The sequence below is a fragment of the Actinomycetospora straminea genome (genome assembly GCF_028737255.1).
Taxonomy (GTDB): domain Bacteria; phylum Actinomycetota; class Actinomycetes; order Mycobacteriales; family Pseudonocardiaceae; genus Actinomycetospora; species Actinomycetospora straminea.
On record NZ_JAQZAN010000008.1, the window covers coordinates 24,696 to 40,588 of the forward strand.

At 75.3% G+C, this 15,893-nt stretch carries 15 protein-coding genes; 9 read left to right on the forward strand and 6 right to left on the reverse strand.

Translation table 11 applies throughout. From position 1 onward, the window contains the following. Window positions 1–121: 121 nt before the first annotated feature. Genes PH190_RS12855 through PH190_RS12865 form a run of 3 tightly spaced genes read left to right on the forward strand, consistent with a single transcriptional unit; the run spans window position 122 to window position 3,538 of the window. Window positions 122–868 carry a Crp/Fnr family transcriptional regulator gene (locus PH190_RS12855; protein WP_274231916.1) on the forward strand — a complete coding sequence of 249 codons (747 nt, stop codon included), beginning with the start codon at window positions 122–124 and terminating at the stop codon, window positions 866–868. Further along, entirely contained in the window at window positions 852–2,480 is a 1,629-nt protein-coding gene (locus PH190_RS12860; protein WP_274231917.1) for an acyl-CoA dehydrogenase family protein, read from the forward strand. Before PH190_RS12855 ends, PH190_RS12860 begins: the two co-directional genes overlap by 17 nt. Continuing rightward, window positions 2,480–3,538 (forward strand): alpha/beta fold hydrolase, encoded by a 1,059-nt coding sequence (locus PH190_RS12865; protein ID WP_274231918.1) that lies wholly within the window; start codon window positions 2,480–2,482, stop codon window positions 3,536–3,538. Before PH190_RS12860 ends, PH190_RS12865 begins: the two co-directional genes overlap by 1 nt. On the opposite strand, the gene PH190_RS12870 is transcribed toward PH190_RS12865, so the two are convergent. Continuing rightward, window positions 3,502–4,188, reverse strand: a complete 687-nt coding sequence (locus PH190_RS12870; RefSeq protein ID WP_274231919.1) for a TetR/AcrR family transcriptional regulator — start codon at window positions 4,186–4,188, stop codon at window positions 3,502–3,504. The two genes, PH190_RS12865 and PH190_RS12870, sit on opposite strands and share 37 nt — an antisense overlap. A gap of 100 nt (window positions 4,189–4,288) precedes the next feature. On the opposite strand from PH190_RS12870, the gene PH190_RS12875 reads away from it, so the two are divergent. Continuing rightward, on the forward strand, window positions 4,289–5,011 hold the full coding sequence (locus PH190_RS12875) for a DUF998 domain-containing protein (RefSeq protein WP_274231920.1): 723 nt from the start codon (window positions 4,289–4,291) through the stop codon (window positions 5,009–5,011). On the opposite strand, the gene PH190_RS12880 is transcribed toward PH190_RS12875, so the two are convergent. Genes PH190_RS12880 through PH190_RS12890 form a run of 3 tightly spaced genes read right to left on the reverse strand, consistent with a single transcriptional unit; the run spans window position 5,004 to window position 8,135 of the window. After that, window positions 5,004–5,318 (reverse strand): STAS domain-containing protein, encoded by a 315-nt coding sequence (locus PH190_RS12880; RefSeq protein ID WP_274231921.1) that lies wholly within the window; start codon window positions 5,316–5,318, stop codon window positions 5,004–5,006. The genes PH190_RS12875 and PH190_RS12880 overlap by 8 nt on opposite strands. 12 nt (window positions 5,319–5,330) lie before the next feature. Beyond that, window positions 5,331–6,401, reverse strand: a complete 1,071-nt coding sequence (locus PH190_RS12885) for a cobalamin B12-binding domain-containing protein (RefSeq protein WP_274231922.1) — start codon at window positions 6,399–6,401, stop codon at window positions 5,331–5,333. Window positions 6,402–6,404: 3 nt separating this feature from the next. After that, the gene (locus PH190_RS12890; RefSeq protein WP_274231923.1) at window positions 6,405–8,135 is read right to left on the reverse strand and encodes a PP2C family protein-serine/threonine phosphatase; all 1,731 of its coding nucleotides are present in this window, start codon (window positions 8,133–8,135) and stop codon (window positions 6,405–6,407) included. Between the two features lie 231 nt (window positions 8,136–8,366). Here PH190_RS12890 and PH190_RS12895 point away from each other — a divergent pair, with 231 nt between their 5' ends. Together PH190_RS12895 and PH190_RS12900 are read left to right on the forward strand one after the other, a co-directional pair. Then, window positions 8,367–8,798 (forward strand): GlcG/HbpS family heme-binding protein, encoded by a 432-nt coding sequence (locus tag PH190_RS12895; RefSeq protein ID WP_274201723.1) that lies wholly within the window; start codon window positions 8,367–8,369, stop codon window positions 8,796–8,798. Window positions 8,799–8,974: 176 nt separating this feature from the next. Next, window positions 8,975–9,643, forward strand: coding sequence for an OmpA family protein (locus PH190_RS12900; RefSeq protein ID WP_274231924.1), 669 nt, complete (start codon window positions 8,975–8,977; stop codon window positions 9,641–9,643). Here PH190_RS12900 and fdh read toward each other — a convergent pair. Continuing rightward, window positions 9,640–12,912, reverse strand: coding sequence for a formate dehydrogenase (gene fdh / locus PH190_RS12905; RefSeq protein ID WP_274232095.1), 3,273 nt, complete (start codon window positions 12,910–12,912; stop codon window positions 9,640–9,642). The two genes, PH190_RS12900 and fdh, sit on opposite strands and share 4 nt — an antisense overlap. Before the next feature lie 203 nt (window positions 12,913–13,115). Here fdh and PH190_RS12910 point away from each other — a divergent pair, with 203 nt between their 5' ends. Next, complete coding sequence (locus tag PH190_RS12910; RefSeq protein WP_274231925.1) at window positions 13,116–13,457, forward strand: YrhK family protein; 342 nt, start codon at window positions 13,116–13,118, stop codon at window positions 13,455–13,457. A 94-nt stretch (window positions 13,458–13,551) separates the two neighbouring features. Beyond that, complete coding sequence (locus PH190_RS12915; protein ID WP_274231926.1) at window positions 13,552–13,776, forward strand: acyl carrier protein; 225 nt, start codon at window positions 13,552–13,554, stop codon at window positions 13,774–13,776. A 57-nt stretch (window positions 13,777–13,833) separates the two neighbouring features. On the opposite strand, the gene PH190_RS12920 is transcribed toward PH190_RS12915, so the two are convergent. After that, on the reverse strand, window positions 13,834–14,763 hold the full coding sequence (locus PH190_RS12920) for an SDR family NAD(P)-dependent oxidoreductase (protein WP_274231927.1): 930 nt from the start codon (window positions 14,761–14,763) through the stop codon (window positions 13,834–13,836). A gap of 411 nt (window positions 14,764–15,174) precedes the next feature. On the opposite strand from PH190_RS12920, the gene PH190_RS12925 reads away from it, so the two are divergent. Then, window positions 15,175–15,867: a hypothetical protein gene (locus PH190_RS12925; protein ID WP_274231928.1), complete on the forward strand. Its 693-nt coding sequence runs from the start codon at window positions 15,175–15,177 to the stop codon at window positions 15,865–15,867. Window positions 15,868–15,893 lie beyond the last annotated feature (26 nt).

The following is a 15,893-nucleotide window of genomic DNA, read 5'->3' on the forward strand; positions in this document are numbered from 1 at the left end:
CTCCTCGAGATCACCGTGACCGGGCCCACGGTGCCCCGTCGCCCGGCAGGCGACAAGGGGCGGTCGGAGCGGTGCGTTCCGTGACCAGGACGGGGGTCCTTCGGAACGCTACGGTTCGGCCATGCGGCCGACGGTCGAGGACCTCGCGGAGATCGAGTGGTTCCGCCGCCTGCCGGGCGACCTCCTCGCGGAGGCCGCCCGTGCCACGTCCGTCGTGACCCTCGCCCGCGACGCCGAGCTCTACCGCTCGGGCGGCGCCGCCGACGCGTTCTTCGTGCTCCTGCGCGGGCGGGTCGGGGCGTGGCGCGGCGACCCGGCGGGGCCCGAGTCGATGCTCTACTTCGTCGCCGAGCGCCGCCACGAGAGCCTGTGCCTGGAGAACGTCGTCGCCGACATCCCCTACTTCGCCACGATGCGCGGGCTGCTCGACGACACCCGCGTGCTGCGCGTGCCGGCGACGCTGCTGCCGACGATGCTGGCCGCCGACCGCGAGCTCGGGATCGCGATCGCCCGCCACATCGCCGAGCGGCTGCAGGCCTTCACGGAGCAGATGACCGACCTCGGATCGCTGCCCGTGGTGCGCCGCGTCGCGAAGTTCCTGCTGGCCAGCCGGCAGCACGGCTCCGACCTCGTCGTCGTCACCCTGCGCCAGGCCGAGGTGGCGAGCCGGCTCGGGGCGGCCCGGCAGTCGGTCAACCAGGCGCTGGCGACGCTCGTGCAGCGCGGGATCATCGAGCCGGTGGGGCGCGGGGTCTACCAGATCCACGACCGGCCGGGGCTGGTCGCGCTGGCCCGCGGCGGGCCCGCGCCCGGGCCTGGATCACGCGCCCGCGGCGTGGTCGGATCAACGGGTGCCCGCGACGCATGAGGTCACCAACCAGGTCCCCGATCTCGTCGGCCACGACGTGGCCGCCGACCCGCCGCTGCTCGAGGCGCTCGAGCGCGAGGGTGCCGGGTGGTACCGCGACGAGCTGCACGCCGTCGGACGGTTGGCCGGCTCGGCGACCGCGCAGGCGTGGGCCGACGCCGCGCACCGCCACGAGCCCCGGCTGCGCACCCACGACCGCGTCGGGCACCGCATCGACGAGGTCGACTACGACCCCGGCTACCAGGAGCTGACCCGCGTCGCCGTCGAGCACGGCTTCGCGGGCGCCGCGTGGGCCGACGACCGGCCGGGCGCCCACGTCGCCCGCGCGGCCGGCTACGTGACGTGGAGCCAGGTCGAGGCGGGCCACGGCTGCCCGATCACGATGACCTACGCCGTCCTGCCCGCCCTGCGCGCCGCGCCCGAGCTGCTCGCGCAGTACGGCCCGGGCCTGACCAGCCGGGTGCACGACCCCGGGCTGCGGGTGCCGACGACCAAGCGCGGGCTGCTCGCCGGCATGGGCATGACCGAGAAGCAGGGCGGCTCCGACGTCCGCACGAACACCACGGTCGCCCGGCCCGACGGCTCCGACGACACCGTCTACCGGCTGACCGGGCACAAGTGGTTCACCAGCGCCCCGATGTGCGACCTGTTCCTCGTGCTCGCCCAGGCACCGGGCGGGCTGACGTGCTTCCTCGTGCCGCGCGTGCTGCCCGACGGCACGCGCAACACGTTCCGCATCCAGCGGCTCAAGGACAAGCTCGGCAACCGGTCGAACGCCTCGTCGGAGCCGGAGTTCGAGGACACCGTGGCCTGGCGGGTCGGCGACGAGGGCCGGGGCGTGCGGACGATCATCGAGATGGTCGCCTGCACCCGCCTCGACACCGCGCTGGGCTCGACGGCCGGCATGCGGGCGGCGGTGTCGCGGGCCGCACACCACGCGCGGTACCGCTCGGCGTTCGGCCGGACGTTGATCGAACAGCCGCTGATGCGCGAGGTGCTCGCCGACCTGGCCTGCGAGTCCGAGGGCGCGGTGGCCCTCGCGATGCGGCTGGCGGGCGCGCAGGACCGCGCGGCCGGCGACCCGCGCGAGGCGGCATTCCGGCGGATCGGCGTGACGCTGGGCAAGTACTGGATCTGCAAGCGCCAGACGGCCGTCGTCGGCGAGGCGCTCGAGTGTCTCGGCGGCAACGGCTACGTCGAGGAGTCCGGCATGCCCCGGCTGTTCCGCGAGGCGCCGCTGAACTCGATCTGGGAGGGCTCGGGCAACGTCAACGCCCTCGACCTGCTGCGCCTGCTGGCCCGCGAGCCCGCGACGCTGGAGGCCTACCGGGAGGAGGTGCTCGGGGTCGACGACCGCGTCGACGCCGGGTTCAAGGACGTCGAGGCCGAGCTGGGCGCCCCCGAGGAGCGCGGTGCGCGGCGCCTCGCCGAGCGGATGGCGGTGCTGCTGACCGGCGCACTGCTGGTCCGCCACGCCCCCTCGGCGGTGGCCGACGCCTACGTCAGCTCGCGGGTGGTCGGGGACCACGGCCACGCGTTCGGCACGCTGCCCCGTGGTACCGACGTCGACGCGCTGCTGGCGCGGCTGCCCGAGACGGAGACGAGCGCCTGATGGACCACCTCATGCCGGGGGTGCGCGCGGCCGAGGTCCAGGGCCGCATCCGCACCCACTACCTCGAGTCCGGGCCGGCCGACGGCGAGCCCGTCGTGTTCGTGCACGGGAACCTCTCGACGGGCCGGTTCTTCGAGCACCTCATGCCCGGCGCGCCCGAGCGCTGGCGCATCCTCGCGCCCGACATGCGCTGCTTCGGGCGCTCCGAGCCCGCCCCGATCGACGCGACGCGCGGGCTCGGTGACTGGGCCGACGACCTCGTCGGGTTCCTCGACGCGCTGGGCATCGACCGCCCTGTCCACCTCGTCGGCTGGTCCACCGCCGGGGCGGCGATCGCGCTCGTGGCGCGCGCCCGGCGCGTGGCGTCGCTGACCTTCCTCGACCCCGTCTCCCCGTACGGGTTCGGCGGGACCTTCCCCGACGGCAGCCCCTGCTGGCCCGATTTCGCGGGCTCGGGCGCCGGCGTGGCGAACCCCGAGTTCGTCCGCCGCCTGCGCGAGGGCGACCGCGGCGAGGACAGCCCGCTCTCGCCCCGCAACGTCATGAACGCGACCTACTGGCGCGCCGGGCACCGCGAGCCCCGCGACCGCGAGGACGTGCTCGTCGACGAGATCCTGCTGACGACGATCTCCGACGACGGCTACCCGGGCGACGCGCAGACCTCGGAGAACTGGCCGGGCAGCGCGCCGGGCACGCGCGGGCTGCTCAACGCGCTGTCCCCGAAGTACTGCGACTGGTCGTGGCTGCCGACGCTCGCCGAGAAGCCGCCGGTGCTCTGGACCCACGGCAGCGACGACGTCGTGGTCGCCGACGGCTCGGCGCTGGAGCTCGGCACCCTCGGCGCGAGCGGGGTGGTGCCCGGCTGGCCCGGCGCCGACGCCTTCCCGCCCCAGCCGATGGTCAGCCAGATCCGCGAGGTGCTCGAGGCCTACCGCGCGGCCGGCGGGCGCGTGGCGATCGAGGAGTTCAGCGGCTCCGGCCACGGCCCGCACGTCGACGCCGCCGAGCAGTGGGCGGCGACCTACTGGGCGTTCGTGGAGTCCGCCCGCAGCGGGTAGGCGGCCAGGAAGACGTCGACGGCGTGGTCGGCGGCGGCCGCGAGGTCGGTGGTCGCCGGCTCCGCCGCCTCGGTGTGGAACATGCCGTGGTCGAGGGGCCGGCCGAGGACGAGGAACGCGAAGTCGTCCGCGGCGCGGGCGGGGTCGGGGATCGCCAGGAGGTCCGCCAGGCCCCCGAACGCCTCGGCGAGCGCGGCCAGCACCCGTCCGGGCGCGCGCTGCCAGTAGGTGGCGGCGAGGTCGGGGAACCGCGTCGCCTCGGCGATGACCAGCCGCCGCAGCGCCAGGACCTGCGGCGACATCACCGCGGCGAGGTAGCGGCGGGCGAGGTCGCGCAGCGCGGGCTCGACGTCGCCGGGCCGCGTGACGTCGGCGAGGGTGCCGGCGAGACCGTCGGCGAAGGCCTCCGCGGTGGCCGTGACGCCGAGGACGATCTCGCGGAACAGGCGCTCCTTGTCGCCGAAGTGGCTGTAGACGGTCTGCTTGGACACGGCCGCCGCCGCCGCGATCTGCTCGGTGCGCGTCGCGGTGTACCCGTGGGCCAGGAACAGCTCGGTGGCGGCACGGACGATCACCGCGCGCTTGCCGGCGGCCTCGTCGCTCCGGGGCGCCGGCCCGGGGCCCACCCGCACGAGGAGTCCGTCGTCCACGGCCCACCACCTCCGATCTGGACGGTACGGTACCAGGATCAGTATCGTGCGGTACTCGCTGCAGTACCGATCAGTCCAGCCGCTCCCGGAGGTCGTCGCCATGTCCGACACGCGTCCCACCGGCCCGTCCGGCAGCCCTCTCGTGGGGCGCGGCGACGCCGACCGGCACGCGGCGATCACGCGCTCGCTGCTCGGGTACGGGGTGCTCGCCGGGCCCTTCTACGTCGTCGTCGGGCTCGCCCAGGCCCTGACCCGCGACGGCTTCGACCTCGCCCGCCATGACCTGAGCCTGCTCGCCGCCGGGCCCTGGGGCTGGATCCAGGTCGCGAACCTGGTGCTCACCGGGCTGATGACGGTCGCGGCGGCGGTCGGGATGAGCCGCGCGCTGCGGTTGCTCGGCGGCGGGCCGGGGTCGGTGTGGGGCCCGCGGCTGGTCGCGGCGTACGGCGTGGGGATGGTCGGTGCCGGGGTCCTCGTCGCCGACCCGATGAACGGCTACCCGCCCGGCACGCCCGACGGCCCGCCCGCGACGGTCAGCGTCGGCGGCGTCGGGCACCTCGTCGTCGGCGGCCTCGGCTTCCTCTGCCTGGTCGCCGGCGCGAGCGCGCTCGGCCGGTGGTACCGGAACGGGCCGCGCGCCGTGCTCTCGTGGGTCACCGGCGCGCTCTTCCTCGTCGCGTTCGCGGGGATCGCGTCGGGCTCGTCGTCGCCGGCGGTCGTGCTCGGGTTCTGGGTCGCGCTGCTGCTGGTGTGGGTCTGGCTCGCGGTGGTCTCGGTCGACCTCTACCGCCGCACCCCGCTGCTGACGCCCGTCGTCAGGTGAAGACCTGGTCCAGGCCCGTCAGCTTCAGCGCCCGGGCGGGCTGGCCACGGGCCCCGCGCAGCACGAAGGTCGCGCCGACCTCGGTCGCACGGCGGTGGGCGCCGAGCAGGACGCGCAGGCCGCAGGAGTCGCAGTAGGTCACCTCGGCGAGGTCGACCACGAGGTCCGCGGGCGGATCGTCCAGCGCCGCGCCGACGGCGTCGTCGAGCCGGCCGTGGCTGTCGTAGTCGAGGTCACCGCCCACCACGACGACGGCCTGGCCACCGGGGCCGTCCGTCCGCTCGGTGCGGATGGTCAGCTCGGGCATCGCGCCACCTCCTCACCCCACCGTGGCGGGCTGGCCTCCGTGGGCCCCGGGAGCGGAGCGGAGGAGTCGGACCGTGCGGGGGGAGTCTGCCAACGCCGCGGCCAGCGCGTCGAGGGCCGCCGCGACCTCGCCGGTCCGCAGGCCGTCGGGGATCGTCACCGTGCCGACCCAGCGCACGAAGCCGTCGAAGAGGCCCGGGTCGTCGACGAACACGGCGGCGGCGAGGAAGTCGACGAGGTGACCGAGGTCGTCCGCGAGCTCGTCGGGGACGGTGCCGACGGGGCCGCCGGCCGTCTCGGGCCGCAGGGCCGCGGCGACGTGGCGCACGAGCTCGGCGCGCCGGGCGTGCAGGACCGCCTGCTCCTCGCGGGCCGGGACGTCGCCGGGGGTGCCGGTCGCCGTCGCGGCCTCGTCGGCGAACCACGGCCCGTCGGGGTCCGCGGCGAGCATGGCGGCGGCCGCCCGGCCGTCGGGCGCCCAGCCGTCGGCGCCCACGGCGCGCGCCCACCGGCCGTCCTCGCCGAACGCGGCCCCGCCGGCGAGCACCGGCGTGCCGGTGGCGTGGCACGCCTCGACCATCCGCCGCGCGGCGGGCAGCCGGGAGGGCAGCGAGCTGGAGATGGCGACGACGTCCGGACCGGCGCGGTGCAGGTGCGTCGCGAGCTGCGCGGCCGGCACCGAGGCGCCGAGGAACTCCACCGCCCAGCCGTGCCGGGCGAGGACCTCGGCCAGCAGCCGCGCGGGCAGCCCGTGCCACTCGCCGTCGAGGCAGGCCACCGCGACCTTCCCGAGCGCGCTGGACGCGGGCGCCGGGGCGCGTTGGGCGACCGCCGCGACGACCCGCTCGCTGATGTGGGTCGCGACGTGCTCCTGCACGACGGTCCACTCCCCCGCCGCCCAGAGGTCGCCGACCTCGCGCTGCGCGCCGGCGACGACGTCGAGCAGCACCGTCTCGGCGTCGACGCCCGCGTCGAGGGCCCCGAGCGCCACCGCGACCGCGCCGGGCTCGTCGGACGCGGCGAGCCGCTCGAGGTAGGCCGCGCGCAGGGCGACGGGATCGGTGGGCGGGGACGTGGTGGTCACCCCTCACTCCTTCGGCGGCACACCGGCCGCGTGCGGGGGTGCCTGGACGGCGAGCATCGCGATGTCGTCGTGGTCGTGGCCGTCGAGCCAGGACACGACGGTCTGCTCGAGGTGCTCGCACAGCACAGCGGCGGGAGTACCCGCGCAGCGCGGGAGGGTCTCGGCGAGGCGCTCCTCGCCGAAGAAGTCGCCGGCGCCGCGGGCCTCGACGACACCGTCGCTGTAGAGCAGGCAGGTGTCGCCGGGCCCGAGCAGCACCTCGGCCTCGCCGAACCGGGCCTCGCGCAGGCCGCCGACGAGCATCCCGGACACCGGCACCGCCTCGACCTCCCCGCTCGCGCGCAGCACCAGCGGCGGCGGGTGCCCGCCCGTGGCCAGGCGCAGCACGACCGTGCCGTCGCCCAGGGGGCGGGCGTCGCCGAGCACCATCGTCGCGAACCGCGGGCTCTCGGCGCGGGTGGCGACGGCGTCGAGCAGGGCGGTGTTGAGCAGCGGGAGCAGGCGACCGGGACGGTCCTCGAGCAGCCGCAGCGCGTGCCAGGACTGCCGCACCCGCCCGGAGAGCACCGCGGCCTCGATGCCCTTGCCGCACACGTCGCCGAGCAGGAAGGCGGACCGCTCGGAGCCGTCGACCACCTCGTAGAAGTCGCCCCCGACCCGCATCGTCTCGCGCGCCGGGCGGTAGGCCGCGCCCCACGCGATGCCGGGGGTGGCGGGCAGGCGCGACGCGGCGAGGCTCTCCTGGAGCACGGCGCCGAGGTGGGCCTGCTCCTCGTGCAGCGCGGCCGCGGCCAGGGCGGCGCCGGCGCGGGCGACGTAGGAGGTGAGCACGTCCTCCTCGGCGACGGCGAGCGCGTCGCCGGTGTCCGGGCCGGCGCTGCGGGGCCCGGCGAGCACGACGAGGGCGTCGACCACCCCGGTGGTGGGCACCGCGAGCGCGCGCACTCCCCCGGCGGGCGCCTCCAGCCCGGTCAGCGTCGCCAGGTCGCCGGCGAGGAACGGGTCGCCGGTGCCGGCGCCCTCGCCGGTCAGCGCGGCGGCGAGGCGGGGGACGCGGGCGAGGTCGGTGGCCTCCGCGTGCCCGAGGCGCGGGCGACCGCCACCGAGCTCAGCGCACGCCCAGGTGAGGGTGTCGTCGTGGCGCACGACGAGCGTGACGCCCGCGGCCAGGCGCGGGACGGCGAGCGCGACGACGCGGCGGGCGGTGCGGTCGAGGTGCAGCACGCCGTGCAGCGCGCGCCCGGCCTCGGCGAGGAACGCGGCGCGCTCCTGGGCGGCGAGCAGCGTGTCGGTGCGGGCGTGCTCGCCGGTGACGTCGCGCAGATACCAGGTGGTGTCGCCGTCCCGGGGCTCCGGCGGCGGGGGCGGGGCGGGGCCGAGGACCGGGCCGCGCCGTCCGCGCAGGTGGCGCTCGCCCTCGGGGTGCACGACGACGGTCTCGAAGCTCGCGGGCGCATCCCGGTCGTGGACCGCGCGCGCGAGGACCTCGCAGCGGGCGACGTCGACGACCTCGCCGACGCGCAGCGCGGGCAGCAGCGCGCGGGCGGCGGGGTTGGCGGCGCGCACGACACCGGCGCGGTCGCAGACGACGACGCCCTCCTCGAGGCCGTCGAGCAGGCCCGGCCCGCCGTCGGGCGGCGGGGCCGCGAGCCCGGGCGCGGGGGTCGTCGCGGGGGCGCGCGCCGCAGCGGCCTCGGCGGCCTCGCGCGTCGGGGCGCCGTGGCGTCCCTCCATGCCGCCCCCTCCCGGTTCGACGGTCCGGATCACCGTAGTGGACCGGTGACCGGGACACCGGGACCTGCGGGCGACCGGACGGTGAGCCGTCGGTGACCGCGGACGAGCGGTGGGTGACGACGGGCGGCCGGGCGGGTGTCACCCGGTCGGTGCCCATGGCGACCGGTCCCGCGGGGGTGCGCCCGCGACGACCGGTGTGATGCGGGCCCTCGCCGTGGGTACCGGCCCGCCATGAGCATCAGCCTCGAGCAGGCCCAGAGCATCGTGTCCGCCGCGCTCGCGCACGCCCGCGCGCAGGGGTTCAAGCCGCTCACGGTGGCGGTGCTCGACCCGGGCGGCGCGGTCGTGGCGCTGGGCCGTGAGGACGGGTCGGGCTTCCTGCGCCCCGACGTCGCCACCGCCAAGGCCTACGGCGTGCTCGGTCTGGGGATGGACAGCCGGGCCATCGCGGCGCGCGCCGCCGACTCGGCGGAGTTCTTCACCTCGGTCGCGGCGCTGACCGGCGGCAAGGTGTTCTCCGTGCCCGGCGGGGTGTTCATCCACGACGACGCCGGCACCCTGCTCGGCGCGGCGGGCGCCAGCGGGGACGCCTCGCTCGCCGACGAGGAGGCCGTCGTCGCCGGCATCCGGGCCGCCGGCCTCACCCCCCGCACGGGTGCCTGACGGCATGTGAGCAGAAAGAAGTGCCTGAGCACTTCTTTCTGCTCACCTGCGCGAAGCGCACCTGGGCCGACCGTCGCAACGCGGTGCGGCCGTCCGGATGGATTCTCGCTGCTCCTGCACGGGTCGTCCGGCGGACCGGGCACAGTGCGTCCCGACCGGAGGAGGTGGGGCGGGCCGTGACTGGCGGCGGTCTCCATCGCGGGCGCGTCACGGGCGGCCCCCACACCGGCGCGCACTGGTGGGGCGGTCGCGGCCCGGCCGGCGGTGGCTCGCACGCGGCACCCGGGGCCCGCCGGCGCCTGCGGGTGCTCCTGCTCCTGCTCGGCCTCCTCGCCCTGGGCGGCGTCGCCGTCGCCGTCGCGGTGACCGGCACGTCCGACCCGCCGCCGGCGCCCGCGGCCTCGCCGGCCCCGGACGGACCCGCCGTCCCGGCCGCGCCGGCCCTGCCCGCCGCCTCCGGCACGCCCGCGACGTCCGCCGCCGTCGTTCCCGACGCCGACGCCCTGCAGGACACGATCGACGACGTCCTCGCCGCCACGCCGCTGCGCTTCCCGCCGGACAGCGCCAGGCCCGCGGACGGCGCCGACGAGGCCGTCGAGCGCCTGGCCGGGGCGCTGCGCGCGGCCCCCGGGCCACCGGTCACCATTGAGGGCCACACCGCCCCCACCGGCGAGGACACCGACGACGCCGAGGACCTCTCGCAGCGGCGCGCCGACGAGATCGTGCGCCGGCTGCAGGCGGCCGGGGTCCCCGCCGGCAGCCTCACCGCCGTCGGCGTCGGGTCGGAGCGGCCCCGGGACTCGCTCGCCGCGAGCCGCCGGGTCGAGGTCCGCGTGACCGACTAGGTCGGGATGATCCCCGCCCGCGCCCGGTAGCCGTCGACGAACTCCAGGAGCTCCTGGCCCCGCGGCCGCCGCCCGGCGACGACGTCGCAGGTCCCGGTCTTGGTGTCCATGATGTGGACGTTCGGGTCCAGCGAGATGCCGATGATCTCGTTGGCGGCGTCGCCGGTGACCAGCCCGTTCGGTCCCCAGTGCCACGGCAGCCCGACCTGGTGCACGAGCTCGCCGTCGATGCGCAGCGGCTTCATCCGCTCGGTGACGACGACCCGCGCCTCGATCGCCGACCGCGCCGTCACGATCGTCGCCCAGCCTGTGTGCTCCAGGCCCCGCTCGGCGGCCAGCGCCGGAGAGACCTCGACGAACATCTCCGGCGCGAGCTCGGCGAGGTACGGCGTCCACCGGCTCATCCCGCCGGCCGTGTGGTGCTCGGCGATGCGGAACGTCGTGAACGCGAACGGGAACACCTCGGAGCCCGGCTGGTGGTCCGACGGGTTGTAGAGGTTGTCGGGCCGCTCGAACCGCTCCCGGGCCGGGTTCGACCGGGTCTTCGGGTGCAGCGTGTTGCGGCTCGGCGCCTCCTCCGGCTCGTAGTGCACCGGCATCGGCCCGTCGGCCAGGCCCGTGGGCACGTAGAGCCAGATGCGGCCGTCGGCCTGCATGATGAACGGCTCGTCCCCGCCGATGGCGTCCTGCGCCTCGGCACCGGGCGGCGGCTCGTAGGACGGCGGCTTGTGGGGCTCGAAGTCCGGGACGTCGTGCCCGGTCCAGGACCGCGTCTCCTCGTCCCACCAGACGTAGGCCTTGCGCTCGCTCCACGGCTTGCCCTCGGGGTCGGCCGAGGCGCGGTTGTAGAGCACGCGCCGGTTCATCGGCCACGCCCAGCCCCACTCCAGCGCGGCGATGCTCTCGCCGCCGCCGGGCTTCCGTCGCGCCGCCTGGTTGACCCCGTCGGCGTAGACGCCGGAGTAGATCCAGCACCCGCACGCGGTCGACCCGTCGTCCTTGAGCGCCGTGTATCCCGACACCGGGTCGCCGTGCGCGTCGACCCCGCTGATCTCCTTGAGGATCTCCTCGGCGTCGGGGTCGCCGTGCACGCCCTCGGTCGGGTAGTCCCACGTCAGCGCCTTGATCGGGAAGTCGCGGGACAGCCCGGAGTCCTGCAGGCGCTCCCGAATCCGCCGGCCCAGCTCCCAGACGAACCACAGGTCGCTGCGCGCGTCGCCGGGCGGCTCGACGGCCTTGTGCCGCCACTGCAGCAGCCGCTGGGTGTTGGTGAACGAGCCGGCCTTCTCGACGTGCGTCGCGGCCGGCAGCAGGAAGACCTCGGTGTCGATGTCCTCGGTGCGCATCTCGCCGGTCTCGATCTCCGGCCCGTCCCTCCAGAACGTGGCTGTCTCGATCTCCTGCAGGTCCCGCACGACGAGCCACTTCAGCGCCGCGAGGCCCTGGCGTTGCTGCTTGGAGTTCGTCGTCCCGACCGCCGGGTTCTCGCCGAGGACGAAGTAGCCCTCGCAGTTCCCGTCGATCATGTTGAGGACGGTCGTGAACGTCGAGTGGTCGCCGGTGATCCGCGGCATCCAGCCGAAGCCGAAGTCGTTCTCCGTGGTCGCCGCGTCGCCGTACCAGGCCTTGAGCAGGCTGACCATGTAGGCGGGCATGTTGCCCCAGAAGCCCTTGGCCGCGGCGTCGGCCTCGAGGAAGTCCGACAGCTCCATCTTCTTGTGGGCGTGCGGCATCGGGATGTACCCGGGCAGCAGGTCGTAGAGCGTCGGGATGTCGGTCGAGCCCTGGATCGTCGCGTGCCCGCGCAGGGCCATGATCCCGCCGCCGGGCCGGCCGACGTTGCCGAGCAGGCCCTGGAGGATCGACGCCGCGCGGATGTACTGCACGCCGACGGTGTGCTGGGTCCAGCCCACCGAGTAGACCCACATCGTCGTGCGCTCGCGCCCGGAGTTCGCGCAGATCGCCTCGGCGACCTGCCGGAACTGCCCGGCGCTCATGCCGCAGACCCGCGAGACCATCTCGGGCGTGTAGCGCGCGAAGTGCCGCTTGAGCACCTGATAGACGCAGCGCGGGTGCTGCAGCGTCTCGTCGCGGACCGGCTCGCCGGTGAAGTTCGCCCCGCCCGAGCCCGCACCTTCGGACTGGCCGAGCAGGTGGGTCAGGCGGTTCGACTCGCGGCGCTGCTCGGGCTGGTGCTCGTCGGAGTCCCACTGGTCGCGGTCGCCGGACGCGGCGGCCACGTCGGCACCCTCGTACTGCCAGGTCGAGGTGTCGTACGACCGCGACTCCGGGTCCCAGCCGGAGAACAGGCCGTCGTCGTCACCGGCGTCGACGAACTCCTCGCGCACGAGCATCGGCGCGTTGGTGTACGCGACGACGTACTCGCGGAAGTCTCGCTCGTTCTCCAGCACGTGGTTGATCAGCCCGCCGAGGAACGCGATGTCCGTGCCCGGTCGGATCGGGACGTGCGTGTCCGCCACGGCGCTGGTGCGCGTGAACCGCGGGTCGACGTGGATGATCTGCGCGCCCCGGGCCTTGGCCTCCATGACCCACTGGAAGCCGACCGGGTGCGCCTCGGCCATGTTCGAGCCCTCGAGCACGACGCAGTCGGCCTGCGCGATGTCCTGCTGGGTGTTGGTGGCGCCGCCGCGCCCGAAGCTGGTCCCCAGACCGGGGACGGTGGAGCTGTGTCAAATGCGCGCCTGGTTCTCCACCTGGACGGCGCCGAGCGCGGTGTAGAGCTTCTTGAGGAGGTAGTTCTCCTCGTTGTCCAGGGTGGCGCCGCCGAGGTGGGCGATGCCCAGCGTGCGGTTGAGGACGCGGCCCTCGTCGTCGGTGTCCTGCCACGTCCGGGACCGGGTGTCGACGACGCGGTCGGCGATCATGTCCATCGCCGTGTCGAGGTCGAGGTCCTCCCAGTCGGTGCCGCCGGGCCGGCGGTAGCGCACGCGCGTCACGCGGGACGGCGAGGTCACCAGGCTCAGGCTCGACGAGCCGCGCGGGCAGAGCCGGCCGCGGCTGATCGGTGAGTCCGGGTCGCCCTCGATGTGGGTGATGCGCCCGTGCTGCGAGTACACGCGCTGCCCGCAGCCGACGGCGCAGAAGGGGCAGACCGAGCGGGTCACGGTGTCGGCGTCGGCGGTGCGCGGATGCCACTCGGTGTCGGCGCTGTTCGACTCGACCGCGGCGCCGCGACCCAGGGGGTCGGGCCCGGTCAGCTGGCGGACCAGGGGCCACGAGCGGACGAGGTCCGCGGCACGGCGGGGCAGGCTCACGGCGAGCGCCTCCGGGGATCCGGGTGGTGGTGGGCGCCCGGCTGCCGAGGGTGAACCGAGTGCGAGAACGGTGTCACCGGCAGGAGGAGCGCGCAAACGGGAGCGCGGGTGCGTCGCAGGTTTGTCGGGACCCCGGATCACCCACCTCTGACGTCACGTCCGCCCGAGCCGCCATCCCCACACCCGGAGGATCCCGAATGAGCCAGGACACGAGCGACCAGGACACCCAGCAGCAGGACCAGCAGGACCCCGACGCCGGCCACGAGGGTGAGTCGATCACCATCTCGCTCGGCAACCAGGAGATCGTGCTGCGCCAGCGCTACGAGCTGCTCAGCATCATCAACGACATCGGGATCTTCCTCTTCTTCACGGTCGGCAGCGTCGCCTTCTACTGGCACGAGCTGTTCAACGTCGGCGTGACGCTGTTCGTCATCGGCAGCGTGCAGCTCGGCTTCCGCCCGTTGATCCGGCTCTTCCGGCGCATCCAGCTGCGCAGCCTCACCAAGGGCATGCCGCACGAGGTGGCCCGGGACTTCTGACGACCGGTGCGCGGCGCACCGCATCGGGTATCCGTCGGGCCCGAGTTGACCGACCAGCCCGGAGGACACCAGAGAGGATCCGTGGAGGGCAGCCATGGCCACCGGAGAGACCGGTTTCGACGACGTCACCTTCGACCTCGTGTCGGTGCAGTACCACGCGTTGAAGGCCGGACACGACTACGGCCAGTACGTCCGCGACGCGGAGAACGCCGGCCTGGACGAGGTCGCCGAGTTCTTCCGCACCGTGATGAGCCAGGACTCGGAGCGCGCGCACCAGTGCCACCGGTACCTGGCGCAGCTCACGTCGAAGTCCGGCTGACCCCCCTCACGTGCGCGGAATTCGCGGCCCTGGCCGCGAATTCCGCGCACGTGACGCTCAGCGGCGGGGCGTCTCGTCGTCGAGCTCGTGGTGCCGGACGGCGGCGCCGCGGTCGAGCGTGGTCAGCATCCGCTGCCACCACGGCTGCTCGGGCAGCGTGTGCCCGGGCTCGGGCGGCTCGTCGCCCGGCGCCGGGAGCAGGCGGTCGACGAGCGCCAGCGCCCGCTTGGTCAGCCCCGGCGCGATCCCGTGCACGCGCAGGCCCACCTTCGCCGCCGGCGTCAGCACGACCTCGGGCCGCCCGGCGAGCCCGCCCGCGACGATCCGCCGGGCCGCGGCGCCGGCGTCCATCGACAACAAGGGCAGCGACGCCAGCGTCGTGAACCACCGCAGCTCGCGCTCGCGGTCGCCGCCGACCAGCGCGTTGCGCGTCGACCCGGTGCGCATGAGCCCGGGCACCACGGTCGTGACGCTGATCCCGTCGCGGCCGGCCTCGGTGCGCAGCGACTCGGCGAACCCGACGGTCGCGAACTTCGCCGCCGTGTAGGGCAGCAGGCGCGGCGTGGGGATCTTCCCGCCGATCGAGCTGATGACGATGACCCGTCCCCCGCCGCGGCGGCGCATGACGTCGACCGCCGCCATCACCGGGTACACGGCGCTCCAGAAGATCGCGTCGTGGGCGTCGGCGACGTCCTGCGCGGTCAGCGCGCGCACCGGCGCGACCTGGATGATCCCGGCGTTGGCGACGACGACGTCGAGGCGCCCGAGCTGCGTGACCGCGGTCTCGACGACGGGCTCGGCCGACGGCCGCGACGCCAGGTCGGCGGGCAGCGTGAGCACCGTCGCCCCGGTGGCCTCGAGGTCGCCGCGGGCCGCCTCCAGCCCGTCGGCGGAGCGGGCCACGACGGCCAGGTCGTGGCCGCGCCGTCCCAGCTCCTGCGCGATGAGGAACCCCAGCCCCCGGCTCGCGCCGAGCACGAGCGCCACGGGACGGTCCCGCCCACCGTGGTCTGCCGCGGACGGGGGGCCGTCGTGCGACGGGCCGCCGTCCTCGCGTGTCGTGGTGCGTTCGTCGAGCACGACCCCTCCCGTGCGGACGATCTCCGGGCACCGGCGCCCTGCGCGTCCGCCAGCCGCGGGCACCGCCGACAGGCCCGCGGGCTACCCGCGCGGCCGGCGTCGCTACCGGGACGCGGCCCACCACCCGACCGTCGCGCCGTGACCCGACGCCGACCGGGCACGTCGCGGTTTCGCGACGGCGTCACCCGACCACCCTCGACCATCGGGTTGAGCGCGCCAGCCCTTTCCCCGGCGGGAGACACCGCCATCCCCGGCGTGTGGCACCGCGGCGAGCGCCGCGGTCGACGCCGCGCGCCCCCATCCGGCAAGGGAGCCTCCATGAGCACGCGCAACACCGTCCTCCACGCCCTGCACGACGTCGGCCTCGCCGCCTGGTTCGGCGGCTCGCTGTTCGGCCTCGCGGGTCTCAACGCGGCGGCCGAGGAGGCCGGCGACCGGCGCACCGCCGACCGCGTGTCCAGCATCGGCTGGGCCAAGTGGAGCCCGGTGAACGTCGCCGCCATCGCCGCCCACACCATCGGCGGCGCGGGCCTGCTGGCCGAGAACCGCAAGCGCGCCCTCGCCCAGAAGGGCCACACCGGCACGGTCAACGCCAAGCTCGCGCTGACCATCGCCGCGATCGCCGCGTCCGGCTACACCCGCCTCGTCGGCAAGAAGGTCGAGGACGCGGTGATCCACCAGGCGTCCGGCGTGTCGTCGTCGACCACCTCGACCCTGTCCGACGCCACCACCAAGCAGGGCGGCGACAGCGGCGTGGGCGAGGCCGCCCGCGAGGCCGACAAGCGCATCGGGCAGGCCGCGAGCAACGTCGCCGAGCAGCTGCCGGCCGACGTCGCGAGCGCCAACCGCCAGCTGCACGCCCTGCAGTACGCGATCCCGGTGCTCACCGGCGCGATCGTCGTGCTCTCCGCCCAGGCCAGCGAGCAGCAGCGGCCGGGTGACCAGGTCAAGGGCATCGCCCGCCGCGCCGGCTCGGCCGTGCAGTCGATCGCCTCGGCCGCGGCGGCCTGAGCCACCGCAGCGACCTCACCGGCCGG

What these genes read in the sequence shown, in the direction of transcription:
- PH190_RS12855 (WP_274231916.1), top strand. Translation starts at nt 122, where the DNA reads ATGCGGCCGACGGTCGAGGACCTCGCGGAGATCGAGTGGTTCCGCCGC.
- PH190_RS12865 (WP_274231918.1), top strand. Translation starts at nt 2,480, where the DNA reads ATGGACCACCTCATGCCGGGGGTGCGCGCGGCCGAGGTCCAGGGCCGC.
- PH190_RS12875 (WP_274231920.1), top strand. Translation starts at nt 4,289, where the DNA reads ATGTCCGACACGCGTCCCACCGGCCCGTCCGGCAGCCCTCTCGTGGGG.
- PH190_RS12880 (WP_274231921.1), bottom strand. Translation starts at nt 5,318, where the DNA reads ATGCCCGAGCTGACCATCCGCACCGAGCGGACGGACGGCCCCGGTGGC.
- PH190_RS12890 (WP_274231923.1), bottom strand. Translation starts at nt 8,135, where the DNA reads ATGGAGGGACGCCACGGCGCCCCGACGCGCGAGGCCGCCGAGGCCGCT.
- PH190_RS12895 (WP_274201723.1), top strand. Translation starts at nt 8,367, where the DNA reads ATGAGCATCAGCCTCGAGCAGGCCCAGAGCATCGTGTCCGCCGCGCTC.
- PH190_RS12910 (WP_274231925.1), top strand. Translation starts at nt 13,116, where the DNA reads ATGAGCCAGGACACGAGCGACCAGGACACCCAGCAGCAGGACCAGCAG.
- PH190_RS12915 (WP_274231926.1), top strand. Translation starts at nt 13,552, where the DNA reads ATGGCCACCGGAGAGACCGGTTTCGACGACGTCACCTTCGACCTCGTG.
- PH190_RS12925 (WP_274231928.1), top strand. Translation starts at nt 15,175, where the DNA reads ATGAGCACGCGCAACACCGTCCTCCACGCCCTGCACGACGTCGGCCTC.